The organism is Kribbella sp. C-35 (genome assembly GCF_046549195.1).
Taxonomy (GTDB): Bacteria; Actinomycetota; Actinomycetes; order Propionibacteriales; family Kribbellaceae; genus Kribbella.
The window spans coordinates 322,759-345,564 of the sequence record NZ_JAJPWG010000007.1; the positions used below are offsets into that span (position 1 = coordinate 322,759).

A 22,806-nucleotide genomic window follows, 5' to 3' on the forward strand; every position below is an offset into this window, starting at 1 on the left:
GGAGCGGTCGGCGAGACCACGATTGTGATGGCCTGGGCGTCCACGCCGGTTGGAAATAGTTGGACGTCCTAGTATTTTGGGACCAGTTCCCTAGGAGGTCTGACTGATGGATGCCGAGCAGATCGCGGCCGGCCGCAGCCGGTGGCAGCAGCGGTACGACGCCGCGCGCAAGCGGGAGGCGGATTTCACCACGCTGTCCGGCACCGAGGTCGAGCCGGTGTACGGGCCGCCCGAGGGTGTCGCCGACCCGCGGATGGAGCGGATCGGCTGGCCGGGGGAGTTCCCGTTCACCCGCGGTCTGTACGCGACCGGGTACCGCGGCCGCACCTGGACGATCCGCCAGTTCGCCGGCTTCGGCAACGCGGAGCAGACCAACGAGCGCTACAAGATGATCCTGAACGGCGGTGGCGGCGGCCTGTCCGTCGCGTTCGACATGCCGACGCTGATGGGCCGCGACTCCGACGAGCCGAAGTCCCTCGGCGAGGTCGGGCACTGCGGCGTCGCGATCGACTCCGCGACCGACATGGATCGGCTGTTCAAGGACATCCCGCTTCAGGACGTCACCACGTCGATGACGATCTCCGGCCCCGCCGTGCCGGCGTTCTGCATGTACCTGGTCGCCGCCGAGCGCCAGGGCGCGGACATCTCCAAGCTCAACGGGACGCTGCAGACCGACATCTTCAAGGAGTACATCGCCCAGAAGGAGTGGCTGTTCCCGCCGGAGCCGCACCTGCGCCTGATCGGCGACCTGATGGAGTACTGCGCGACCACGATCCCGGCGTACAAGCCGCTGAGCGTCTCCGGGTACCACATCCGCGAGGCCGGCTCGACCGCCGCGCAGGAGCTCGCCTACACGCTCGCCGACGGCTTCGGGTACGTCGAGCTCGGGCTCTCCCGCGGGCTCGACGTCGACGTGTTCGCGCCTGGCCTGTCGTTCTTCTTCGACAGTCACCTGGACTTCTTCGAGGAGATCGCGAAGTTCCGCGCCGCCCGCCGGATCTGGGCGCGCTGGCTGCGGGACGTGTACGGCGCCAAGACCGACAAGGCGCAGTGGCTGCGCTTCCACACGCAGACGGCCGGGGTGTCGCTCACGGCGCAGCAGCCGTACAACAACGTCGTACGGACGGCCGTCGAGGCGTTGGCCGCCGTACTCGGCGGGACGAACTCGCTGCACACCAACGCGCTCGACGAGACGCTGGCGCTGCCGAGTGAGGAGTCGGCCGAGATCGCGCTGCGGACCCAGTCGGTGCTCATGGAGGAGATCGGCATCACGAACGTCGCCGACCCGCTCGGCGGCTCCTGGTACGTCGAGGCGCTGACCGACGAGATCGAGGCCGAGGCCGAGGCGATCTTCGCGCGGATCAAGGAGATGAGCCCCGACGAGACCATGACCGGCGGCATCCTGCGCGGGATCGAGGACGGCTGGTTCATGGCCGAGATCGCCGACGCCGCGTTCGAGTACCAGCAGAAGCTCGAGAAGAGCGAGAAGAAGATCGTCGGCGTCAACACGCTCACCGACACCGTGTCCGGCGAGCTGGAGATCCTCCGGGTCTCGCACGAGGTCGAGGTCGAGCAGTGCCGCGTCCTCGCGGAACGCAAGGCGCACCGCGACGAGGACCGGGTACGGCGTACGCTGTCGGCTCTGGTGGAGGCGGCCAGGGGCACTGGCAACCTGATCGAGCCCATGCTGGAGGCAGTGCGTGCGGAGGCCACGATGGGGGAAATCTGTCACGTTCTTCGGGAACAGTGGGGAGAGTACCGAGAGCCCGCCCGATTCTGAGGAGCCGCCACCGTCCGGGCGCGAGGCGCCTGGTGCTGCCGACTCCCCGGACGGACGGCGAGTGGTGGTCTGCGGTTCGGATCGCACCATGCTGCGGGTGGTCACCGAGCTGGTGAGCTCAGGCGAACGAGTGACTGCGATCGTCAACCCCGCTTCCCGGCACTACGACCGGATCGGTGAGCTGGGCGCGACCGTGATGGGCGCCCGGGTGATCAGCGAGTCGTTGCTGCGGCGGGCCGGGATCGATGCCGATGACGACGGTACGCCGTCCACCGCGCGCGCACTGGTCCTGCTGGACACCGACGACGTACACAACGTGCACACCGCGCTGACCGCGCGGGACATGGATCCGGAGCTGCGGATCGTCGTACAGATGGTGAATCCGCGGCTCAGCAAGCAGCTGAACAGCCTGCTCGGCGACTGCGTGGTGATCAACGGGCCGTCGCTCGCGGCGCCCGCGTTCGTCTCGGACGCGCTGGAGGACGACGAGCTGACCTGGATGGAGCTCGGCGGTCAGCGAGTGGTCGTCGGACAGGCCGACCTGATCCGCGAGCCGCATCTCACGGTGCTCGCGGACACGACCTCGTCCGCGACGCCGCAATTGTTGCCGATGGCCAGCGCCGACCCGGACGGCGACATCGTCCTCGGCACCGGCGTACGGGCGGTCTGGCGCAGCCGCGACGTACGTCCGGCCGGCTGGTTCATGGCCCTGCGCGACATCCTCGACAGCCGGGTCCGGAAGATCGCCGCGGTGATGGCGTTCCTGGTCGCGGCCGGTACGGCGGTCATCCACTTCGTCGGCGGGATCGAGTGGTGGCGGGCGGTGTACATGGCCGCCGGCGCGGTGACGTCGGCGGGCATCGAGGACAACGCGTTCTCCGACGCCGACCCCTGGGTGAAAGTCGCCGCTGTCGTGGTGCAGCTGACCGGGATCGTGCTGATGGCGTTGCTGACCGCGGTCGTGGTCGACTCGCTGATCGGCGCGCGGCTGTCGCGACTCATCGGCGGTGTGCGGGGGCGGCCGCGTAACCATGTGGTGGTGTGCGGCCTCGGTACGGTCGGCGCGCGGGTGCTGGAGATCCTCACGGAGCGGGGCATCGCGGTCGTCGGCGTCGATCAGGACGAGGACGCGCCCGGCATCCAGGTCGCGCATCGGCTGAAGATCCCGGTGGTGATCGGGGACAGCAGCAACGAGGAGACGCTGCGGTCGGCCGGCGTACAGCGGTGCCAGTCGGTGCTCGCGATCACCGACGGCGACATCACCAACCTGGAGTCGGCGATGGTGGCCCGGGACCTGAACCCGGACGCCCGGATCACGATGCGGATGTTCGACCACGACCTGGCGCAGCGGGTCGAGCGGCGGTTGGGCCTCGGCCACAGCAAGTCGGTGTCGATGCTGGTGGCACCGGCGGTCGCCGCCGCGGTCGCGAACCGGCGCAAGCAGGTGACGATCCCGGCCGGTCGCCGCGTGCTGTTGCTGACCGAGGTGACCGTCGAGCCAGGGTCGGTCGCCGACGGCCGGCGGCTCGGCGAACTGAACGAGGCCGAGGGTCTTCGGGTGCTCGCACGGCAGGATCGGCACGGTCCCTGGGAGTGGAGTCCGGCGTCCGAGCGGCAGGTCAAGGTAGGGGACCGGCTGGCGGTCGCGGGGACCCGAGCCGGCCTCGCCCGGCTCCTGATGGTGACCCGGGCGCAGCGCAAGTCGGCCGCGTCGTAGAGGATGGACCTGTGAACGTCGTACGGAGTGTGCACGGAATGCGAGGACAGTGGTGAGCCAGTCCAACTTCTCCCGTCCAGGGGCGGTCGACCTGTCGTCCCTCCGTAAGCCGGCCGGTGCGCCTGGCGCTCCTAGTGCTCCAGCTGGTGGTGGGGCCGCAGGTGCGTACGTGCTGGAGGTCGGCGAGGCCAACTTCCAGTCCGACGTCATCGAGCGCTCGCTCCAGTCCCCGGTCGTGGTCGAGCTGTATTCGCCGCGGTCGCAGGGCTCGAACGCCCTCGGTGCGGTGCTGGCCCAGCTGTCGACCGAGTACGCCGGCAAGTTCCTGCTGGCCCGGATCGACGTCGACGCGAACCCACAGGTCGCCCAGGCGTTCGGCGTACAGGCTGTGCCGGTCGTCATCGCCATCCTGCGGGGTCAGCCGGTGCCGCTGTTCCAGGGCGTCCTCGGCGAGCCGGAGGTCCGGCAGTACCTCGACCAGCTGCTCACGGTCGCGGTCGCGAACGGGATCACCGGGCGTGCCGAGCCGGTCGGCCCGGTGGGCGAGGCCGCCGAGGAGGAAGAGGCGCCGAACCCGCGGTACGAGAAGGCCGAGAACGCGGTAGGCGCGGGCGATCTGGACGGCGCGATTGCGGCGTACGAGGAGCTGCTCAAGGAGACGCCGAACGACGCCGAGGCGAAGTCGGGGCTGGCGCGGGTGCAGCTGGTGAAGCGTACGCAGGACGTGCCGGCCGATGTCCGGACGCGGGCGGCCGACAACCCGACGGACGTCGAGGCGCAGCTGCTCGTGGCCGACGTGGACCTGATGGGCGGGCATGTCGATGACGCGTTCGCGCGGCTGATCTCCACGGTCCAAGCGACCGCGGGTGATGAGCGGAACGCCGTACGGCTGCACCTGCTCGAGCTCTTCGAGGTCGTCGGCGCGGACGACGAGCGGGTCGTCAAGGCCCGCCGCCGACTGATGGCCGCGCTGTTCTAACTCTTCAGGATCGGGTCTGTTGTCAGGGACTCTGAGACCCGGGCGAGGAGGGCGCGGAGAGTCTCCGCCTCCTCCTCGCTGAAGGCGGCGGCGAGTCTGCGCTCGACGCCGGTTGCGCGTTTGTCCGCCTGTTCGAGGGCATTCCGGCCGGCTGTGGTCGGGCGGGTCTCGATGACGTGCCTGTGTAGCGGATGCGGCGTGCGCTCGATCAGGTCGGCCGACTCCAGGTTGCGCAGGATCGTCGTCATCGTCTGCGGCGTGACCAGGCACCGACGGGCGAGCTCGGCGGCCGAGATCCCCGGCTGCTCGTCCAGGACGAACAGGGCCGCGTACTGCGGCACGGTAAGCCCAGCCGGCTTCACCGCAGCCGCCTTAGCCGCCTGCAGTTCCTGCTCAACCCGCTTGAGGTGACTCCCGAGCCGCTCGTCGAAGGACATCCGCATGATGACCATCGTACGAACGACGTCCCTCATATATACATTGACGACCATCAGACCTCTGATTAATCTCTGTGCTCGTACCCAACACGAGAGAGACCCGCCATGAGATTCCACGCCCCAACAACAGCCCTACTAACCCTCGCAACCGCCCTACCCACCACCACCCTCACCACCCCACCCACAACCGCCACCGCCAGCACCGTCAGCGCCACAACCATGACCACCGCCACCGCGACGACCGGCCCGGGTGCTACCGGCCCATCCGCCGCTGCGGGAGTGGGCCGGGTTGTGCAGATCGACGGGCGGACGGGGGATCGGTATCCGGAGGGGATCGCCTGGGATCCGACTCGGCGGGCGTTCCTGGTCGGGTCGTTGGCGACCGGGCGGATCTCCGTGGTCGGACGCGACGGCGTACCGCATCCGTTCGGCGTCGCACCCGGCGTCTCCACCTTCGGCCTGCATGTCGACGCCGTACGCAACCGAGTACTCGTCACGTACGCCGACATCGGCAACGGCGATCGCTCATCGGAAGCCACCACCTACAAGCAATCCGGCATCGCCATCTACAACCTGCGCACCGGCCAACTCGAGCAGCGTGTCAACCTGAACACCTCGAGCCTGAACCCAGCCGGCGGCAACCACGGCGTCAATGACCTCGCGATCGATGCCGCAGGCAACGCCTACGTCACCGACCCGGCATCCGACGCGATCTACAAGGTCACCCCGGCCGGCACCGCAACCGTCCTGATCCGCGACGAGCGGCTGCGGAGCGACACGATCGGCGCCAACGGCATCGTCTGGCACCCGGCCGGCTACCTCCTGACGGTCCGCTACGACACCGGCACTCTGTTCCGCATCTCGCCGCGCGGTGAACTCAGTAGTACTGGTCTGACCAGTGCACTGGTAGGCGGAGACGGCCTGGCCCTCAGGCCAGACGGTCGCCTGATCGCGATCACCAACAAGCTCGGTGCCCCCGGCGTCGAGCAGGCGACGGTACTGAGCAGCCGCGACAACTACAGCACCGCCCAGATCCGCTCGGTCGAGCCCTGGCCCGTCCCCGGCCCGACAACCGCCGCAGTCACGCCGTACGGCACCTACGTCCTCAGCGGCCGAATCGACGTACTACTCGCCGGCGGCCAATCGAACCAGTTCACCATCCGCCGAATGACCCACTGACCGACCGGACCAGTTCACTGTCCGGCCGATGCGTCGGGGAGTGGCCGGAATCGGACAGTGTGAATCCTTGTAATTGTGGTTGACGTGCTCTGAGAATTCTTTACATGAGTGCTGTCGAGTCGCCGCCGCCGAGTCTTGAGGCGCGGATCCACGGCCTGCTGCCGGTGCTCAGCCCGGCGCAGGCGCGGATCGCCGCCGAGGTACTCCGGGATCCGGCGGCGGTCGCCTCGTCGACGATCGGCCAACTGGCGGCCAGATGCGGTACTTCGCTGCCGAGCGTCACCCGGTTCTGCCTCGCGCTCGGTCTGTCCGGGTATGCCGAGTTGCGGCTGACGCTGGCGGCCGAGAGTGGTCGGACCAGTCCGAGCTGGGAGCGGGGGACCGGCTCCGAGGTCGGACCGGACGACTCGCTGGACGACGTACTCCGGACGCTGCTGCGCGCCGACACCCGCGCGCTCGAAGACACCGTCGCGGCGCTCGACGTCGACGCCCTCGGGCGGGCCGTGCGGGCGATCTCGGACGCGCGGCGGATCGATCTGTACGCCGTGGCGGGGTCGGCGTCCGTCGCCGAGGACCTGCGGTTGCGGCTGCACCGGATCGGGCGCGGCGCGAGCACCTGGAGCGACGTACACACTGCACTGGCCAGCTCCGCGCTGCTCGGCACCGGCGACGTCGCGATCGGGATCTCGCACAGCGGCGAGACGATCGAGGTACTGGAACCGATGGCCCGGTCCGGCCGGCAAGGCGCGACGACTGTTGCCATCACCAACTATCCCCGCTCGCCGCTGGCCCGCGCGGCGGACATCGTGCTGGTCACCGCGGCGCGCGACGTCACGTTCCGCACCGGGGGACTGTCCGGACGACACGCCCAGATGATCGTCCTGGACGCGCTCTATCTCGGAGTCGCTCAACGCGACTATCCCCTGGCAGAACAGGCTTTCGACGCGACTGCCGACGCGGTGTCCACACATCGGCAACGCCCCTGAACAACCCTCGCCACTCCGTTCGACCGCCTTTCGAAGGAGAGACATGCAGAGTCCACACGAGACCCTCGGCCCCAGCCGCCGCGCCTTGCTCCTCGGCGCCACCGCAACCGCCCTCACGGCAGGAGCCGTCTCCGCGGCATCCGCCACGACAGCAGCCGCTTCCACCGCTTCGGCCTCCACTGCATCCGCGTCGGCAGGATCCGCCTCGGCTGCGGTCGCCGTACCGTCGCCTGACACGTTGCCGTTGACGGGTGGGGCCGAATTCCCGATTGGGTTGTTCTGGCCACCGCATCCGTACGCGAGTACAGCGGAACGGTTCGCCGAGATCAAGAACGCCGGGTTCGACTTCGTCATCTCCGGCAACTACGCCGGTGACGGAAACATCTTCCAGTACCAGCTCGGGCTCGCCCGCGACGCCGGCCTGAAGATGCTGATCTCCGACGACATCCAGATCCGCAACATGTCCCGCTGGTTCTCGATCTCCGACACCCCGTCAGATTTCCTCAGCGTCACCCCAGCCGAGGCCGGCGCGCTCTACATCCGGGCCCGCGACGCGTACGGGCCGTACTCCTCGCTGGCCGGCTTCAACTTCTACGACGAACCCGGCGCGGGCTGGTTCGCGACGCTCGCGAAGGCGCTGTCGATCTCCCGCGAGCTGGCGCCGCAGCTGCTGCCGTACATCAACCTGTTCCCGTCCGACGACGCGTCGTACTACCGCAGCTTCGTCGACGTGGTGAAGCCGTCGCTGATCTCGTTCGACCGGTACCCGCTGCTCTCCGAGGGCCGCGAGGACGCGAACTACTTCCACAACTGGGCGATCGTCCGCGACGCCGCGCTGCACGGCGACATCCCGTCCTGGGTGTTCATCCAGACGCTTGCCTACAACAACCATCGCGAACCGACCGCGGCCGAGCTGCTCTGGCAGGTGAACATCAGCCTCGCGTACGGCGCGAAAGGCATCCAGTACTTCACCTACTGGACGCCCGAGGCCGCCCGCGGCGAAGGCTTCGGGCCGGCGCTGATCACCGTCGACGGGCAACGAACATCGCGGTACTACGCGGCGAAACAGATCAACACCACCTGGCTGCATCAGGTCGGCCGCGAACTCAAGCCGCTCGTGTCCGAGACCGTAGAGCACGCCAACGAAACCCCACTGCCGAACGGCGCCGTCGGCTTCACCCCGACGAACCTGGTGTCGGGAATCACCGGCGACCCGGTCGTGGTCGGCACCTTCCGCTCCCGCGACGCCGCGTCCGGCGATCGGTGGTTGCTGGTCGCCAACCGCTCCCACAGCACGCGCGCTCGAGCGGTCGTCTCGGTCAACGAGCAAACGGTCGGCTCGATCGGAATCTTCCAACCGGCGCGCCAGAAGTACACCCCACAACGCGTAGCCCCAGTCCCCATCTCCCTAACACCCGGCGCCGCCACCCTCCTCAAACTCACCACTAAGTAGCAGCCCAACCGCCCGGCAGCGGCACATCAACCCTGCCGGGTGCGGGGGTTAGGTGGGTTGGCCGGTGTAGATGCCTAGGGTTCGGAAGCGGAGGGCGGGGGCTGCGTATTCCTCCAGGGCGTGGGCGGTCCAGCCGATCATGCGGGCCAGGGCGAACAGGGCGTCGCCGGCGTCGGGGCGGAAGTTGTAGGCGTGCATGACGGCGGCGATCGCGAGGTCGCTGTTGGGGAAGGTCGGCGTATGTTCGGCGATCGCGTGGATCGTGCTGACGATCGGGTGGTCGCCAAGGAGTTCGAGCAGTACGTCGGCGCGCGGGTCGCGGTGCTGGTAGATGCGGTGGCCGAAGCCGGGGATCGGTTCGCCGGAGCGCAACTGGTCCGACAATGCCTGCAACGGGTCGTGTTTCGCTCGGTCCAGGAACTCGTAGGCGAGTGTCGGCGCGGCGCCGTGGTACTGGCCGTCGAGGGCGCCGAGTCCTGCGGAGATGACGGCGTACAGGTTGGCTCGTGCGCTGGCCGCGACCCTGGCTGCCACGGTGGAGACTGCGAGTCCGTGGTCGGCCAGGAGGATGAGTGCGGCGTCGAGTATCTCCGGTCGGGGTTCTGCGTCTGTGAGCTTCGGCCAGAGCTTCCCGCCCAGCGTCGTACGCGTGACGATCCGGCCGGGGAGGGCCGCGACCAATGTCCCGATCAACCTCCCGGCCGCGGCAGTCACGGACGCAGCCGACAGGTCGAACCGCAACGGATCCGCAGCCCCCAACACCGCCACCGCCACCCGCAACCGATCCGTCAACCGAGCCCCCGCCGGCACCACGTCCATAGCCGCCCGAGCCAGTTCCACCCCCTCCCGCTCAAATCCGAACAAGCCCGCTGCTGACCTGACCTCGGTCGACATTCCACCTGAGTCTGTCGGGAGTTGGCCTGTCCAGAGGAGGGTGGCTACTTGGGGGAGGGTGGCGGTGGTGGCTAGGGACTGGGCGGAGTGGCCTCGGTAGTAGAGGTTGTCGTTCTGGAGGAGGGTTAGTTCGGACTCGATGCGTTCTACTACGCCGGAGTGTTCTACCGAGCGGGCGGCCAGGCGTTCGACGTCGGCAGTGGGGAAGAGGCTGCCGCGGCGGCCGCGGGCTCGGACGCTGGTGAGGAGACCTCGGCTGACGTAGGCATAGACCGTCGCCGGCTTCACCTGCAGACGACGCGCCACCTCGGCGGTGGTCAGGTAATTCTCGTCACCTTCGGACGGCATCCCGCGCTCCTCGCACCATTCATGTTGACTGGATCAATATTGACAATCATTGATCGCCTGTCAACTCTGAAGATATGTCAACAACGATCAATGTTCCGCCCGGCCTGCGCAACGTCGTCGTCACCGAGACGACCCTCGGTGACGTCCGTGGTGACGAGGGTTTCTACCACTACCGCGAGTACTCGGCGATCGATCTCGCCAAGTCCAAAACCCTCGAAGACGTCTGGTACCTGATGTTCGAGGGCCACCTCCCGACCGCCGCCGAGCGGGACCGGTTCGTCGCCGAACTCGCCCCGCTGCGCGTCCTCCCCGACGAGGTCAGCGCCGTCCTCCCGGCAATCGCGACCGCTGGTACGACGTTCAACCCGCTCGCAGGCCTCCGCACCGCGCTGTCGCTCCTCGCGGCTGTCCGCGGTCTCCCGAAGCTGTGGGATGCCGACCCGGCCCGCCGCAAGGCCGACGCGATGCTGGTGTGCGCGGTGACGCCGACGATCCTCGCGGCCCTCTACCGGCTCCGCGAAGGACAGCAACCGCTGGAACCGCGCGCTGACCTCACGGCGGCCGAGAACTGGCTCTACCTGGTGACCGGCGACGAGCCCACCGCCGTCCATGCCACCGCGATCGAGCACTACCTGGTCTCGACCGTCGACCACGGGTTCAACGCGTCCACGTTCACCGCCCGCGTCATCGCGTCCACTGGTGCGGACGTGGTCGCGGCCGTTGCCGGTGCGATCGGAGCGTTCTCCGGCCCGCTGCACGGCGGTGCGCCGGATCGCGCTCTCGCGAGCCTCGACGAGATCGGTACGCCGGACCGCATCGACGACTGGGTCCGCGCGAAGGTGTCCGCCGGCGATCGCATCATGGGCTTCGGCCACGCTGTATACCGCACCGAGGACCCGCGTTCGCTGATGCTGCGCGACATCGCCCGCGGGATCGGCGGCGACCTCGTCGACTTCGCGACGACCGTCGAGCAGCGCATCGTCGACGTACTCGCCGAGCTGAAGCCGGGCCGCAACCTGTACGCCAACGTCGAGTTCTACGCGGGTGTCGTGATGGAGCTGTGCGGCATCCCGCGCGCCATGTTCACGCCGACGTTCGCGGTCAGTCGCATCATCGGCTGGTCCGCGAACATCCTCGAACAGGCCACCGATCCGAAGATCATCCGCCCGGCCGCGACGTACGTCGGCCCGCCGCCTCCCGCGCCCGTGCCTAGCTGAACTGCATGACGCCGTCGTCGAGGCGGTTGTAGCGGAGGGCGACGAGGTCGCGGGGGTAGTTCTGGCGGAGGCGCCAGGGGCCTTGGCTGCCTTGGCGGGGAAGGATCTGGGCGGCGCGGCGGATGTAGCCGGAGGAGAGGTCGACGACGGGGCGGGGTGGGGCGTCGTACTCGGACGGGTCGACGTCGGGGAGACAGACGCGGGTGCCGGTTGCGGTGAGGTGGTTGAGCAGCCGGCACACGTACTGCGAGGTGAGGTCGGAGCGCAACGTCCACGAGTTGTTGGTGTAGCCAATGCACCAGGCGAGGTTCGGTACGCCGCTCAGCATCATGCCCTTGTAGACGAACGTGTCGTGCGGCGCCACCGCCCGTCCGTCGACGGTCACCTGGATGTTGCCGAGCGCAACCATGCGGAGGCCGGTCGCGGTCACGACGAGATCGGCCTCCAGTTCGCGCCCGGACCGCAGCCGCAGCCCGGTCGGCGTGAACCGGTCGATCTCGTCGGTCACCACCGAGGCCGACCCGTTCCGCAGCGCCTTGAACAGGTCCGCGTCCGGGACCAGGCAGAGTCGCTGGTCCCACGGCTTGTACCGCGGCGTGAAGTGCGGATCGACCGGGATCGACTCCGGCAGTTGCTTCGCCACGGTGCTGTTGAGCAGCCAGGCAGCATGCGCCGGCCACTTCCGGAACGCGCTGTAGATCGCGGTGCTCGCGACAACGTTCTTCCCGCGGATCAACCGGTGCGCGAGCTTTTCGGGCAGTACGGCGCGGATGCGGTCCGACATCGCGTCGTGGGCGGGGCGAGAGGCGACGTAACTCGGTGAGCGCTGCAGCATCGTCACGTGTTCCGCCGTACCCGCCATCGCGGGCACCAGGGTCACCGCGGTCGCGCCGCTGCCGATCACGACGACGCGCTGGCCGGCGTAGTCCAACTGGTCCGGCCAGTGCTGCGGGTGCACGATCCGCCCCTGGAAATCATTCTTTCCGTCGAAGTCGACGACGTACCCCGCGTCGTAGTCGTAGTACCCGCTGCACACGTAGAGGAACGAGCAGGTGTACGACGCGTCCGCCGTCTCCACGGTCCACAGCGCGTCCGCCGACGACCACGAGGCGCGCACGACGCGCTGACCGAAGCGGATGTGCTTGTCGATCCCGTACGTCGAGGCGGTCTCGTGCAGGTAGTCGAGGATCGACGGCCCGTCCGCGATCGCCTTCGCCGCCTTCCACGGGTGGAACGGGAACCCGAGCGTGAACATGTCGGAGTCCGACCGGACCCCCGGGTACCGGAACAGGTCCCAGGTGCCGCCGATCGCGTCGCGGCCTTCGAGTACGGCGTACGTGCGGTCCGGGCACCGGGTCTGGATCCGGTACGCCGCACCGATCCCGGACAGGCCCGCGCCGACGATCAGGACGTCGAGGTGCTCCATGTACCCCACGGTAACAAGAGGTCGCGCAAAGTGGTGGCGCCTGCTGCGCGCCACCACTTTGCGCGACCTCAAAAATTCTTTCCGGGTGTTGTCGATTCCGTGTCGCGACGATCGTCAGCAAGATGTCCAAGTACAAGCCCTAAACGAGGGAGCCTGAGATGGCGCAGTACATGTTCCTGCTGTTCGACAGCGAAGAGTGGTACGACAACCTGACGCGCGACGAGTGGCAGCAGGCGATGAAGCTGCACGGGGAGTTCTCGGCGGCGGTGGAGAAGGCCGGGGCGCGGATCCTCGGCGGGGAGGCACTCGAGCGGTCCAGTACGGCGAGCACGGTCAAGAACCGCGAGGGCGCCGAGCCGCTGGTCACCGACGGGCCGTTCATCGAGACGCGGGAGGCGCTCGGCGGGTACTACGTGATCGAGGCCCGTGACCTCGACCAGGCGCTGGAGCTGGCCAAGCTCTGCCCGTCCGGCAACATCGAGGTCCGCCCGGTGATGCCGACGTCCGAGGACGCGGCCCCGCCGGCCTGACCGGCGATCGCGGTCGCGTACTGATCATGCCGTTCGACCCCGGGTACGCCGGCGTTCCGTCCCGTCGGCGTACCCACGGGCAGAGGGACAGGGGAGATGGTGACGGAGGCAGTCGAGGTGACCCGGGTAGTGGACCGGGCGCACCGGGAGAGCTGGTCGACGGTGCTGTCGTCCGTGGTCCGGCTGACTCGGGACTTGGATCTCGCCGAGGACTGCACGCAGGACGCGTTCGTCCAGGCGCTGCGTACCTGGCCGGACGGGATTCCGGACAATCCGGCCGGCTGGCTGACGACCGTCGCCCGGCGGCTGGCGCTGGACCGGCTGCGGCGGGAGACGAACCTTCGGCGGAAACTGCCGCTTCTGGTGGAGCACCCCGCCGACGCCGAGCACCCCGACGACGCTGAACAGCCGACGGATCCGTTGCGGCTGGTGTTCACATGCTGCCACCCGGCGTTGGCGCGGGAATCCCAAGTGGCGTTGACGTTGCGGCTGATCTGCGGGTTGACCACGCGAGAGGTCGCCGCAGTGCTGCTGATCGGCGAGGCGACGGCGGCGGCGCGGATCACCCGGGCGAAGAAGAAGATCGCGGCGGCCGGGATTCCGTATCGCATTCCGGCGGATCACGAGTTGCCGGCGCGGATGGATGTGGTGCTGACCGTCGTACACCTGGTGTACACGGCGGGGTACGTCGCCACGGGGGTGGAGCTGACGCGGACCGATCTGACCGGGCGGGCGATCGAACTGGCGCGGATGCTGGAGCGGTTGATGCCGGACGAACCGGAACCGCTAGCACTGCTAGGGCTGCTGTTGATGACCGAGGCGCGTGGTGACGCGCGGGTCAGCGCGGACGGTGAACTGGTGCTGCTGGCGGATCAGGATCGGTCACGGTGGGACGTGAAGCTGTTGGCGGAGGGAGTCTCGCGGGCGACGGCGGCGTTGCAGCGGGGGCACGGGCGGTTCGCTTTGCAGGCGGCTGTTGCCGGGCTGCATGTGACGGCGCCGTCGTGGGAGAAGACGGACTGGGGGCAGGTGGTCCGGATGTACGACGCGATGATGGTGAGCTGGCCTACTCCGATCGTCGCGCTCAATCGGGTGGCTGCGCGCAGCCTGGTTCCTGGGGCCGACCTCGAGGCGGTCCTGGTCGAATTGGATGCCTTGAGCAAGGAGCCGGCGCTGGCGACGTACGCCTATCTGCCGGCGACCCGGGCCGACGTCCTGACCCGGCTCGATCGTCCCGGGGAAGCGGCCGAGGCCTACGAACAGGCGATCCACCTGACCGCCAACGAAACCGAACGCCGCTTTCTCACAACCAGGCTCACCAACCTGAATCGCTAGCACCGTCTCCGGGGTTGGCCGGATATCCGTCGGTGTTGTGGCTTCTCCGTTGGTATGCGAGGGGAGAAGCCACAACACCAGGGGATATCCGGTCTCGTGCCGGAGGTGTGGGTGTTGTGAGGCTGGCTCGGGGATCGGGTTGGTCGTGGCACGGCCCTGGCGGCTGTGTGATGTGCAAGTTCGACAGGTAGTACACCGGCGAGACGCTGTACGCGCGGACACGTTCACGCTCAGGTGCACTACCCGGCCACCTGACACATCCTGTCGAGCTGCGGATCACACCAGGCCCGGTGCCGCCCTGGAACCCGTCGACCACCCACACATCAGTCCCAAGAGCCGGATGTCCCCTCGTGTCCGGGGCTCTCGTCGGGCTCGGTCGGTGCCGGCCGGTGGGGCGGCGAGGGGGTGAGTTACTCGTGGGGGGCCCAGAGTTGGTCGGCGGTGCCGGCTTGTAGGCGGCCTTGGTAGACGTCGATCTTGTGGTCTATGAGTTCGAGGCTTTCGGTCAGTTGGGCGAGTTGGGTGAGGATCTCGGCGCGGTGGGTTTCTAGGAGTTCGAGGCGGTCCTTCTCGTTGCCGCGGCCGGCGGTGACGAGTTCGGCGTACCGGCGGATGGTGCGGATCGGCATACCGGTGGCGCGGAACTTCGTGCAGATCTTGATCCAGTCCAGGTCGATCTGGCGGTAGCGGCGGCGCCCGCCGGCGGTGCGGTCGACGGTGGTGACAACCAGGCCGGCGCGCTCGTAGTACCGCAGCGTGTGGACGCTGACGCCGGTGCGTTCAGCGGCTTCGGCGATGCTGATCCCGCGTTCATTGACTTCGAGCACGCTCTAAATCCTAGCGTTGTCGTATGACCCTTCCAACGCTCGAGGACACTGGTCTGACCAGTGCCCGCCGGTACGCCGTCCTCGCGATCTGCTGTGCGAGCCTGCTGATCTCGGTGATGGACATCTCGATCGTGAACATGGCGCTGCCCGCGATCCGGGACGATCTCGGCGCCTCGACGGCCGGCCTGCAGTGGACCGTCGACGCCTACACCCTGGTGCTGGCGAGCTTCCTGCTGCTGGCCGGCTCGACCGCCGACCGGTACGGCCGCAAGCGCATGTTCCGCCTCGGCCTGATCGTTTTCGGCCTCGGCTCGCTCCTCTGCAGCCTCGCCCCGAGTATCGAGGCGCTGATCGCCGCCCGCGCCGTCCAGGCGGTCGGCGGCACGCTGCTCAATCCGGTCGCGATGGCGATCGTGGTGACCGTGTTCCCGGAGCGCGCCGAGCGGGCCCGCGCGATCGGGATCTTCGGCGCGACCGCCGGGCTCTCGCTCGTCCTCGGACCGATCCTCGGCGGCGCGCTCGTCGACGGTCTCGGCTGGCGGTCGATCTTCTGGGTGAACCTGCCGATCGTCGTCCTCGCGGTGATCTTCACCAGCCTGTACGTCCCCGAGTCCCGCGCCGCCCACGGCCGCCGCTTCGACCCGATCGGCCAGCTCCTGGTCGTCGTACTCCTCGGCAGCGTCGTGTCCGCGATCATCGAGAAGAACGGGTGGCGTACGCCGTTGATCGTCGCGGCCGCCGTCGCCGCGGTTCTCCTGATCGCGTACGAACGCCGCCGCGCGGAGCCGTTGCTCGAGCTCCGGCTGTTCCGGAGCGTCCCGTTCAGCTCGGCCGTGGTGATCGCGATGTTCGCCTACACCGGGTTCGGCGCGTTCCTGTTCGTCACCACGCTCTACCTGCAGAGCGTTCGCCACCTGTCCGCCCTGGACGCGGGCCTGTGCCTGCTGCCCGTCGGCCTCCTCATCTGCGTCCTCTCACCGCTGACCGGCCGGGTCGTCGGCGCGCGCGGCCCACGCCTGCCACTCGTGGTCGCGGGCACGGCGCTGACGCTCGGAGCGCTCGCCTCGCTCACGATCCAAGCGTCCACGCCGCTGTTCAAAGTGCTCGCGATCTTCCTGTTCTTCGGCGTCTTCCTCGGCACCATCAACCCGCCGATCGCGAACTCGGCGGTGTCCGGCATGCCCGGGTCGATGGCCGGCCTGGCCGGTTCGCTCGCCTCGGTCGGCCGGCAGACCGGTACGTCGCTCGGTGTCGCGATCGCCGGATCGATCGTCGGCGCCACCGCGACGACCGATCCGCGGCGGTTCGTCCGCGCCGAGCACATCGTCTGGTGGCCGACACTCGCGATGGGTCTCGTCGTACTGGCGCTGGCTCTCGTCAGCACGAGCCACCGCGCGCGTCTTACGGTGCAGGAACTCTAGGCAGACCGAAGTACGTCACGAGTTCGGGATCGCTGAAGACGTGGATGTGGGTGATTCCGGTCGGAGTGGGCGTGAGTACGGCGACGCCGTACGGGTCGCCCTTGAAGTAGGCACCCACGGCGGGCTGGCCGTTCGCGATGATCGGGGTCATCCGCCAGTCACCTGGTGCGCCGACTGAGGCGGTCAGCAACTGCATGCACATCACGCGACCGTTGAACCAGCTCGTCGTACCGACCATTTCGATGGCGGCGTCCGCGCGGAGGGCGCGTTCTAGGGCGGCGGTGTCGGCGTTTTCGAAGCCGGCGATGTAGTCGTCGAGCAGTTTCCGAGCGGCCGGGTCGGTGGGCGCGGAGACCTCACCTTGCGACGGCGCCGTCTCGTCGAGGCGGGCGCGTGCTCGTTGCAGCGTGCTCTTCACGGCCGCTACCGAGGTGTCGAGCATCGTGGCGACTTCGGCGGCTGGGAACGCGAGTACCTCTCGCAGGATCAGTACGGCGCGCTGCTTCGGCGGGAGGTACTGCAGGGCGGCGATCAACGCCAGCCGCAGGCTCTCCCGCAGGGAGACGATCGATGCAGGATCGGAGATGACGAGGGTCTCGGCGATCGGCTCGACAAACCGCACCTCCGGATCGTCTGGTGGCATGCCGGGACTGAGATCGGTGGCAGATGCTCCCAGACCGGAGGGCAGGGCGCGGCGGCGGCGTTGTTCGATCGTGGTCAGGCATGCGTTGGTCGCGATGCGGTACAGCCAGACCCGCACTGACGAGCGGCCCTCGAAGGACGACCACGACCGCCACGCCCGGAGGTAGGTTTCCTGCACCATGTCCTCGGCCTCGTGCACGGACGCGAGCATCCGGTAGCAGTGCGCCAGCAACTCCTTGCGGAAGGGCTCGGTCCGGTCGGCGAACTCGGCCTCGTCCTCCATCACAGCTCCCTGAGTCATCGCAGCTCCAGCACCCGACGGGCAAAGCGTCCCATCCGCTGGATCGCATCGTCCGCCTCCGGCGCGCGACCGGCCGCCATCTGGAACGTGTGCTGCATCTCCGGAAACACATCCAGCTGCACCTCGACCCCCGCCTTCTCCGCGGCGGCCGCGAGCTGCTCAGCGTCGTCCAGCAGTACTTCGTCCCCGCCGACCTGGATGTAGATCGGTCCGAGCCCGGTCAGGTCGCCGTACAGCGGGTTGACGAACGGGTCGTGCGGCGAGCCCTCAGGGCCCAGGAAGAGATATGCGAGTCCGCGGACCAGGTCCCGGTGGAAGAACGCGTCGCGGTCTCGGTTGGTGTCGTACGACGCTCCGGTCGCCTCGAAGTCCACCGCAGGCGAGAACGGCATCGCACCGGCGGGAAGCGGCAGGCCGGCCGATCGGGCGCGCAGCTGGGTGGTGATGGCCAGGCCACCGCCCACCGAATCACCCGTGAACACGATGTGCTCGGGCGCGATGCCCTGGTCGAGGAGCCAGCGGTACGTGTCGACCGCGTCGTCGACCTGGGCCGGATGCGTGTGATCGGGCGCCAGCGGGTAGTCGAAAACCAGCGCCCGGGTCCCGGCCGCGCGGGCGAGGTGCGCGAACAGCTTCCGGTGCGAGTACTGCGACCCGCCGATGAATCCGCCGCCGTGCAGACACAGCAGCACCCGGTCCGCGGCGGCGCCGTGCGGCACGATCCACGTCGCCCTACGTCCGGGCACCGCCAGGTAGTCCACGTCCGCCGGCTCGGTCGTCAGCCCGGCCCACCGGTGATCGGTCAGTTCCTGATCACCGTCCTGGATGTTCTCCTCAGCAGCCTTCCGGTTCGCCGCCCAGTGCCGCCGAACCGCTTCCGATTCCTTGCTCGCCATCGTGCATCCCTTTCGTTGCAGGTCTGTCACCGGTACTGACCGAGGACGCCTCGAAAAGGAATCGGTGTGCTTGACTGGACTATGAGCACGCCGCTGTCAGGCTCCGAAGAGCGCACGTGGGCGATGGTCGCGCACATCGGTGTGCTGATCGCGGCCTGGCTGGCGATGGGGTTCCTGTGCCCGCTGATCGTCTGGCTCGTGTTCCGGGATCGCTCGGATTTCGTACGGCGGCACGCGGTGGAGTCGCTGAACTTCCAGATCTCGCTGCTGATCTACTCGGCGCTCGCGGCGGTGCTGATCTTCATCACGTTCGGTCTCGGGGTGCTGATCGTCGTACCGCTCGTCGTGATCGGGGCGATCGCGGCGCTGGTGGTGATCATCCTCGCGACGGTCGCGGCGTCCGGTGGGGGCGACTACCGGTATCCGTTGACGATCCGCTTTATCCGGTAGACGAGGCCTATAGGGTCGGCCCGGTGGAGCTCATCGGGCAGGGGATGGAAGGGGCCGTCTACGATCTCGGCGACGGGACCGTGCGGAAGGTCTGGTTCGATCGCCGGCCGGAGGACGTGCGGCCGTTGCAGGCGTTCCTCGACGAACTGCCGGAGTTGCCGTTCCGGACGCCGCGGATCCGGGAGATCACGGCGGGGGAGGACGGGCTCGCGGTCAGCGTCGAGGACAAGCTGACCGGGGTGCCGCTGCACGAGGCGGGGCTGCCGGAAGAGGTGGCGCTGGATGCGTTCGTCTCGGTGGTCGAGGCGTTGCGCGGGGTTCGGCCAGGGCCGGCGAGCAGGCTGCTGCCGGTGGTTGGGCAGCCGTTCTGGGGGCGGTCGTGGGGGGCAGAGTTTGGCGGGGTTGGTGCGGCGTCGTGCAGAAGCCGCGAATGTGCATCTAGAGCGGGACGTGCCTGATTTCCCTGGACTGTTGGAGGAAGTGGTGGGTGGCCTGGCCGAGCTCGGGGCCGGGCTGAGTGTTGTGCATGGGGATGTTTGTCCGCCGAATGTGTTGATGGACGGGCGGCGGGTGGCGGCGGTGTTGGACTGGGGGTTTTTGTCGACTGCGGGGGACAGCACGTTTGAGGCGTCGTTGGCGGCGGGGTTTTTCGATATGTACTCGCCGGATGCTCGGCGGCTGGACGATCTGCTGACAGAGTGCTTCGTGGAGCTCGGGCACGATCGGGAGCGGATGCGGCTGTACCGGAGGGCGTACGCGATCATCACCGCGACGATCTACGACGAGAACGCCGGCGACGGGCACTACGCGTGGTGCGTCAACCAGCTCACGAGGTGATGGGCGAGCCGTTCCTGAGGTTGTGCAGCTGATCCGGTGCGTCCAGGAGCATCGGCAGGCGGCGCGCGTTCAGCGGCGAGACCAGCCCCTCCAGCTTCTCCGGCGCATGCCACGAGATGCCGCGGATCTCGAACCCGTCCGGCTGCAACCGGTCGATCAGCGACGGGTCGTGGACGCCGCCGTCGTACAGGATCTCGACAGCGTCACCCCAGCCCTCCCAGCGCGGCAGCCAGTCGATCGCGAGTACGCCGAGCAGCGGGAGCGCCGTACCGAGCTCCTCCTCCATCTCGCGGGACGCACCGGTCGCCGGGTCCTCGTCCGGCTCGACCACCCCGCCTGGCAGCTCCAGGTCCTTCTTGTAGCTGACCTGGCACAGCAGCACCCGTCCACCGGTGTCGCGGACGACGACGTGCGCGATCACCCGCTTCTTCGGCAGCGTCGAGTCCATCAACGCGGTCCAGCCCGTCACCGTATCCGGGCGCGGATCGTCGACGCGCATCCCGTAGATCGCGACGTCCCGGCGCTCACCGTCCACGAGCGCGGCACCGCGCAGTACACCTTCGCGCCGGAAACCGGACCGGATCGCGACCCGAGCGGACGAGTGCAGCTCGGGATCGACCTCCACCTGCAGCCGCTCCAGGCCGAGCTCACCGAACGCGTACTCGGCCACGAGCCGCACAGTCCGCTCCGCCACCCCGGGACCGCCGTCGAGCGCCCAAGTGACCAGACCGACGCGCGGCGTCGTCTGGCGTACCTCGACGGTGCCCACCGATTCGCTGGGCTCGACGTCGGTGCGCTCGACGTCGAAGGTCACCACCTGTCCGTTCGGCTGCGAGGGACGCAGCGTCAGCTCATCATCTGACAGGGGATGTACGGCGGTCACGCCGTGAACGCTACCCGGTGAAGCGCAGGTACACCGTCGCCAGGGGTGGCACGGACAGCTCGGCACTGGACTTCATACCGTGCCATTCGGGCCCGTCAGCCTCGACGGCGCCGAAGTTGCCCACGCCGGATCCGCCGTACGAGTTGGCGTCGGTGTTGACGACCTCCTCCCAGCGACCGGCGTACGGCAGGCCGACACGGTAGCCGTGGTGCGGGAGCGCGGAGAAGTTCGCGATACACGCCACGGTCGGCTCGCCCTCCTCGCCGTACCGGACGAAGGAGAACACGTTGTTGCCGGCGTCGTTCGCGTCGATCCAGCTGAACTTCTCCGCGTCGTGATCGGTCCGCCAGAACGCCGGGTTGTCCTTGTACACCCGGTTCAGGTCGCGGATCAGGTCCTGCAGACCCTTGTGGTCGCTGTGCTCCAGCAGCCACCAGTCCAGCTCGCCCTTCTCCGACCACTCCGACTCCTGGCCGAACTCGCAGCCCATGAACAGCAACTGCTTGCCCGGGTGCGCCCACATCATCGCCAGGTATGCGCGGAGGTTCGCCAGTTGCTGCCAGCGGTCGCCCGGCATCTTCCGCAGCAGCGACCCCTTGCCGTGCACGACCTCGTCGTGGGACAGCGGGAGGACGAAGTTCTCGGAGTACGCGTACATCATCGAGAACGTCAGCTCGTGATGGTGGTACTGCCGGTGCACCGGCTCGTGCTCCAGGTAGCGGAGCGAGTCGTTCATCCAGCCCATGTTCCACTTGAACCCGAACCCGAGCCCGCCGAGATGCGTCGCGCGGGTGACACCCGGCCAGGACGTCGACTCCTCCGCGACCGTGATCACGCCCGGCACTCGCTTGTAGAGGGTCGCGTTCATCTCCTGCAGGAACGACACGGCCTCCAGGTTCTCGCGGCCGCCGAACTGGTTCGGCACCCACTGACCGTCCTGCCGGGAGTAGTCCAGGTAGAGCATCGAGGCGACGGCGTCCACCCGCAGGCCGTCGATGTGGAACTCCTCGGCCCAGTAGAGCGCGTTCGCGACCAGGAAGTTGCGCACCTGCGGCCGGCCGAAGTCGAACACCAGCGTGCCCCAGTCGGGCTGCTCGCCGCGGCGCGGGTCCGGGTGCTCGTAGAGCGGCGTACCGTCGAACCGGGCCAGCGCCCAGGCGTCCTTCGGGAAGTGCGCCGGCACCCAGTCGACGAGGACGCCGATCCCGGCCTGGTGCAGCCTGTCGACCAGGAAGCGGAAGTCGTCCGGGTCGCCGAACCGCGAGGTCGGCGCGAAGTACGACGTGACCTGGTAGCCCCACGAGCCGCCGAAGGGGTGCTCCATCACCGGCATGAACTCGACATGGGTGAAGCCCATGTCGTTGACATAGGCAACGAGCTCGTCGGCCAGCTCGCGGTACGACTTGCCCTTGCGCCACGAGCCGAGATGCACCTCGTACACGCTCATCGGCTCGGCGTACGCCTGCGCGTCGGCGCGCTTCGTCAGCCAGTCGGCGTCGCTCCACTCGTACGTCGACTCGTGCACGACGGACGCGTTCGCCGGGGGAGTCTCGGCCAGGTTCGCCATCGGGTCGGCCTTCTGCCGCCAGACCCCGTCCCGGCCGCAGATGTCGAACTTGTACCGCGTGCCCGGGCCGACGCCGGGCACGAACAGCTCCCACACACCGGATCCGCCGAGCGAGCGCATCGGATGCGCGCGGCCGTCCCAGAAGTTGAAGTCCGCGGTCAGCCGGATGCCCTGTGCGTTCGGGGCCCAGACCGCGAACGACGTACCGGTCACGGCACCGGTCGGGCCGTCGTACCGCCGGACGTGGGCGCCGAGCACGGTCCACAGCTGCTCGTGGCGGCCCTCGCCGATCAGGTGCAGGTCGACCTCACCGAGCGACGGGAGGTACCGGTACGGGTCGTCGACCTCGCTCGCGGGGCCGTCGGTGTAGGTGACCTCGAGGCGGTAGTCCGGGACCTTGTCGATGTCGAGTACGCCGACCCAGATCCCCTCGTACTCGTGCCGCAGGTCGAGCCGCTGGTCGTCGTACAGCACCGTCACGCTGTTCGCGTACGGGCGCAGCGCGCGGACGGTGACGCCGTGCTCGCCGAGATGCGGGCCGAGCACCTGATGAGGATCGTGGAAGGTGCCGGCGACCAGTCGTTCGAGATCGGTCCTAGCTACCGGAACCGCTGTCACCACAGGCTCCTCGGCTGCCACCACTGGCTCCTCAAAAGCTTCACGCTCTCCCATGAACCCCATCCTGCCCGATCCCGACCCTG

The 22,806-nt window shown here is 68.4% G+C and carries 21 protein-coding genes and 1 pseudogene; 14 read left to right on the forward strand and 8 right to left on the reverse strand.

Features of this window, described 5'->3' with window-relative positions; genetic code table 11:
- Positions 1-106 precede the first annotated feature (106 nt).
- Genes ACLJOO_RS39095 through ACLJOO_RS39105 form a run of 3 tightly spaced genes read left to right on the forward strand, consistent with a single transcriptional unit; the run spans position 107 to position 4,476 of the window.
- Positions 107-1,780: a methylmalonyl-CoA mutase gene (locus ACLJOO_RS39095; RefSeq protein ID WP_410792946.1), complete on the forward strand. Its 1,674-nt coding sequence runs from the start codon at positions 107-109 to the stop codon at positions 1,778-1,780.
- Positions 1,701-3,497, forward strand: coding sequence for an NAD-binding protein (locus ACLJOO_RS39100; RefSeq protein ID WP_410792948.1), 1,797 nt, complete (start codon positions 1,701-1,703; stop codon positions 3,495-3,497). The genes ACLJOO_RS39095 and ACLJOO_RS39100 overlap by 80 nt, the downstream gene beginning before the upstream one ends.
- A gap of 52 nt (positions 3,498-3,549) precedes the next feature.
- Positions 3,550-4,476 (forward strand): tetratricopeptide repeat protein, encoded by a 927-nt coding sequence (locus ACLJOO_RS39105; protein WP_410792950.1) that lies wholly within the window; start codon positions 3,550-3,552, stop codon positions 4,474-4,476.
- On the opposite strand, the gene ACLJOO_RS39110 is transcribed toward ACLJOO_RS39105, so the two are convergent.
- Complete coding sequence (locus ACLJOO_RS39110) at positions 4,473-4,949, reverse strand: MarR family winged helix-turn-helix transcriptional regulator (protein ID WP_410792952.1); 477 nt, start codon at positions 4,947-4,949, stop codon at positions 4,473-4,475. The genes ACLJOO_RS39105 and ACLJOO_RS39110 overlap by 4 nt on opposite strands.
- 69 nt (positions 4,950-5,018) lie before the next feature.
- On the opposite strand from ACLJOO_RS39110, the gene ACLJOO_RS39115 reads away from it, so the two are divergent.
- The 3 genes from ACLJOO_RS39115 to ACLJOO_RS39125 all read left to right on the forward strand — a co-directional run bounded on the left by ACLJOO_RS39115 (position 5,019) and on the right by ACLJOO_RS39125 (position 8,531).
- On the forward strand, positions 5,019-6,092 hold the full coding sequence (locus ACLJOO_RS39115) for a hypothetical protein (RefSeq protein WP_410792954.1): 1,074 nt from the start codon (positions 5,019-5,021) through the stop codon (positions 6,090-6,092).
- 104 nt (positions 6,093-6,196) lie between these two features.
- Complete coding sequence (locus tag ACLJOO_RS39120) at positions 6,197-7,078, forward strand: MurR/RpiR family transcriptional regulator (RefSeq protein ID WP_410792956.1); 882 nt, start codon at positions 6,197-6,199, stop codon at positions 7,076-7,078.
- 43 nt (positions 7,079-7,121) lie between these two features.
- The gene (locus ACLJOO_RS39125; protein WP_410792957.1) at positions 7,122-8,531 is read left to right on the forward strand and encodes a hypothetical protein; all 1,410 of its coding nucleotides are present in this window, start codon (positions 7,122-7,124) and stop codon (positions 8,529-8,531) included.
- Positions 8,532-8,579: 48 nt separating this feature from the next.
- Here the strand turns inward: ACLJOO_RS39125 and ACLJOO_RS39130 are convergent, their stop codons facing one another.
- Complete coding sequence (locus tag ACLJOO_RS39130) at positions 8,580-9,773, reverse strand: citrate/2-methylcitrate synthase (RefSeq protein ID WP_410792958.1); 1,194 nt, start codon at positions 9,771-9,773, stop codon at positions 8,580-8,582.
- Positions 9,774-9,847: 74 nt separating this feature from the next.
- Between ACLJOO_RS39130 and ACLJOO_RS39135 the strand changes: the two genes are divergently transcribed.
- Positions 9,848-10,990 carry a citrate/2-methylcitrate synthase gene (locus ACLJOO_RS39135; RefSeq protein ID WP_410792960.1) on the forward strand — a complete coding sequence of 381 codons (1,143 nt, stop codon included), beginning with the start codon at positions 9,848-9,850 and terminating at the stop codon, positions 10,988-10,990.
- Here the strand turns inward: ACLJOO_RS39135 and ACLJOO_RS39140 are convergent.
- Complete coding sequence (locus ACLJOO_RS39140) at positions 10,983-12,416, reverse strand: flavin-containing monooxygenase (protein WP_410792961.1); 1,434 nt, start codon at positions 12,414-12,416, stop codon at positions 10,983-10,985. The genes ACLJOO_RS39135 and ACLJOO_RS39140 overlap by 8 nt on opposite strands.
- Positions 12,417-12,574: 158 nt before the next feature.
- On the opposite strand from ACLJOO_RS39140, the gene ACLJOO_RS39145 reads away from it, so the two are divergent.
- Positions 12,575-12,946: a YciI family protein gene (locus ACLJOO_RS39145; RefSeq protein ID WP_410792962.1), complete on the forward strand. Its 372-nt coding sequence runs from the start codon at positions 12,575-12,577 to the stop codon at positions 12,944-12,946.
- Positions 12,947-13,042: 96 nt separating this feature from the next.
- Complete coding sequence (locus tag ACLJOO_RS39150) at positions 13,043-14,281, forward strand: RNA polymerase sigma factor (protein WP_410792964.1); 1,239 nt, start codon at positions 13,043-13,045, stop codon at positions 14,279-14,281.
- Positions 14,282-14,691: 410 nt separating this feature from the next.
- Here ACLJOO_RS39150 and ACLJOO_RS39155 read toward each other — a convergent pair whose 3' ends face one another.
- Positions 14,692-15,108: a MerR family transcriptional regulator gene (locus ACLJOO_RS39155; RefSeq protein WP_410792966.1), complete on the reverse strand. Its 417-nt coding sequence runs from the start codon at positions 15,106-15,108 to the stop codon at positions 14,692-14,694.
- Positions 15,109-15,131: 23 nt separating this feature from the next.
- On the opposite strand from ACLJOO_RS39155, the gene ACLJOO_RS39160 reads away from it, so the two are divergent.
- Entirely contained in the window at positions 15,132-16,529 is a 1,398-nt protein-coding gene (locus tag ACLJOO_RS39160) for an MFS transporter (protein ID WP_410792967.1), read from the forward strand.
- On the opposite strand, the gene ACLJOO_RS39165 is transcribed toward ACLJOO_RS39160, so the two are convergent.
- Together ACLJOO_RS39165 and ACLJOO_RS39170 are read right to left on the reverse strand one after the other, a co-directional pair.
- Positions 16,510-17,472 carry a sigma-70 family RNA polymerase sigma factor gene (locus ACLJOO_RS39165; protein WP_410792969.1) on the reverse strand — a complete coding sequence of 321 codons (963 nt, stop codon included), beginning with the start codon at positions 17,470-17,472 and terminating at the stop codon, positions 16,510-16,512. The two genes, ACLJOO_RS39160 and ACLJOO_RS39165, sit on opposite strands and share 20 nt — an antisense overlap.
- On the reverse strand, positions 17,469-18,368 hold the full coding sequence (locus ACLJOO_RS39170) for an alpha/beta hydrolase (protein ID WP_410792971.1): 900 nt from the start codon (positions 18,366-18,368) through the stop codon (positions 17,469-17,471). Before ACLJOO_RS39170 ends, ACLJOO_RS39165 begins: the two co-directional genes overlap by 4 nt.
- A gap of 66 nt (positions 18,369-18,434) precedes the next feature.
- Between ACLJOO_RS39170 and ACLJOO_RS39175 the strand changes: the two genes are divergently transcribed.
- The 4 genes and pseudogenes from ACLJOO_RS39175 (at position 18,435) to ACLJOO_RS39190 (ending at position 19,655) form a co-directional block, all read left to right on the forward strand.
- Positions 18,435-18,818: a DUF4870 domain-containing protein gene (locus ACLJOO_RS39175; protein ID WP_410792973.1), complete on the forward strand. Its 384-nt coding sequence runs from the start codon at positions 18,435-18,437 to the stop codon at positions 18,816-18,818.
- A 23-nt stretch (positions 18,819-18,841) separates the two neighbouring features.
- Entirely contained in the window at positions 18,842-19,276 is a 435-nt protein-coding gene (locus ACLJOO_RS39180; protein ID WP_410792975.1) for a hypothetical protein, read from the forward strand.
- Positions 19,269-19,397: pseudogene (locus tag ACLJOO_RS39185) on the forward strand (hypothetical protein); the annotation flags it as partial. The gene ACLJOO_RS39180 and the pseudogene ACLJOO_RS39185, both read left to right, overlap by 8 nt.
- Positions 19,398-19,472: 75 nt before the next feature.
- Positions 19,473-19,655 (forward strand): hypothetical protein, encoded by a 183-nt coding sequence (locus ACLJOO_RS39190; RefSeq protein WP_410793119.1) that lies wholly within the window; start codon positions 19,473-19,475, stop codon positions 19,653-19,655.
- Here the strand turns inward: ACLJOO_RS39190 and ACLJOO_RS39195 are convergent.
- Together ACLJOO_RS39195 and glgB are read right to left on the reverse strand one after the other, a co-directional pair.
- Positions 19,645-20,538 carry an NUDIX hydrolase gene (locus ACLJOO_RS39195; protein ID WP_410792977.1) on the reverse strand — a complete coding sequence of 298 codons (894 nt, stop codon included), beginning with the start codon at positions 20,536-20,538 and terminating at the stop codon, positions 19,645-19,647. The two genes, ACLJOO_RS39190 and ACLJOO_RS39195, sit on opposite strands and share 11 nt — an antisense overlap.
- Positions 20,539-20,548: 10 nt before the next feature.
- A complete protein-coding gene (gene glgB, locus ACLJOO_RS39200; protein WP_410792979.1) occupies positions 20,549-22,723 on the reverse strand; it encodes a 1,4-alpha-glucan branching protein GlgB in 2,175 nt (724 codons plus the stop codon).
- Positions 22,724-22,806: the final 83 nt, after the last annotated feature.

What these genes read in the sequence shown, in the direction of transcription:
- ACLJOO_RS39095 (WP_410792946.1), top strand. Translation starts at nt 107, where the DNA reads ATGGATGCCGAGCAGATCGCGGCCGGCCGCAGCCGGTGGCAGCAGCGG.
- ACLJOO_RS39110 (WP_410792952.1), bottom strand. Translation starts at nt 4,949, where the DNA reads ATGAGGGACGTCGTTCGTACGATGGTCATCATGCGGATGTCCTTCGAC.
- ACLJOO_RS39115 (WP_410792954.1), top strand. Translation starts at nt 5,019, where the DNA reads ATGAGATTCCACGCCCCAACAACAGCCCTACTAACCCTCGCAACCGCC.
- ACLJOO_RS39120 (WP_410792956.1), top strand. Translation starts at nt 6,197, where the DNA reads ATGAGTGCTGTCGAGTCGCCGCCGCCGAGTCTTGAGGCGCGGATCCAC.
- ACLJOO_RS39125 (WP_410792957.1), top strand. Translation starts at nt 7,122, where the DNA reads ATGCAGAGTCCACACGAGACCCTCGGCCCCAGCCGCCGCGCCTTGCTC.
- ACLJOO_RS39130 (WP_410792958.1), bottom strand. Translation starts at nt 9,773, where the DNA reads ATGCCGTCCGAAGGTGACGAGAATTACCTGACCACCGCCGAGGTGGCG.
- ACLJOO_RS39135 (WP_410792960.1), top strand. Translation starts at nt 9,848, where the DNA reads ATGTCAACAACGATCAATGTTCCGCCCGGCCTGCGCAACGTCGTCGTC.
- ACLJOO_RS39140 (WP_410792961.1), bottom strand. Translation starts at nt 12,416, where the DNA reads ATGGAGCACCTCGACGTCCTGATCGTCGGCGCGGGCCTGTCCGGGATC.
- ACLJOO_RS39145 (WP_410792962.1), top strand. Translation starts at nt 12,575, where the DNA reads ATGGCGCAGTACATGTTCCTGCTGTTCGACAGCGAAGAGTGGTACGAC.
- ACLJOO_RS39150 (WP_410792964.1), top strand. Translation starts at nt 13,043, where the DNA reads ATGGTGACGGAGGCAGTCGAGGTGACCCGGGTAGTGGACCGGGCGCAC.
- ACLJOO_RS39160 (WP_410792967.1), top strand. Translation starts at nt 15,132, where the DNA reads ATGACCCTTCCAACGCTCGAGGACACTGGTCTGACCAGTGCCCGCCGG.
- ACLJOO_RS39165 (WP_410792969.1), bottom strand. Translation starts at nt 17,472, where the DNA reads ATGACTCAGGGAGCTGTGATGGAGGACGAGGCCGAGTTCGCCGACCGG.
- ACLJOO_RS39170 (WP_410792971.1), bottom strand. Translation starts at nt 18,368, where the DNA reads ATGGCGAGCAAGGAATCGGAAGCGGTTCGGCGGCACTGGGCGGCGAAC.
- ACLJOO_RS39190 (WP_410793119.1), top strand. Translation starts at nt 19,473, where the DNA reads ATGTACTCGCCGGATGCTCGGCGGCTGGACGATCTGCTGACAGAGTGC.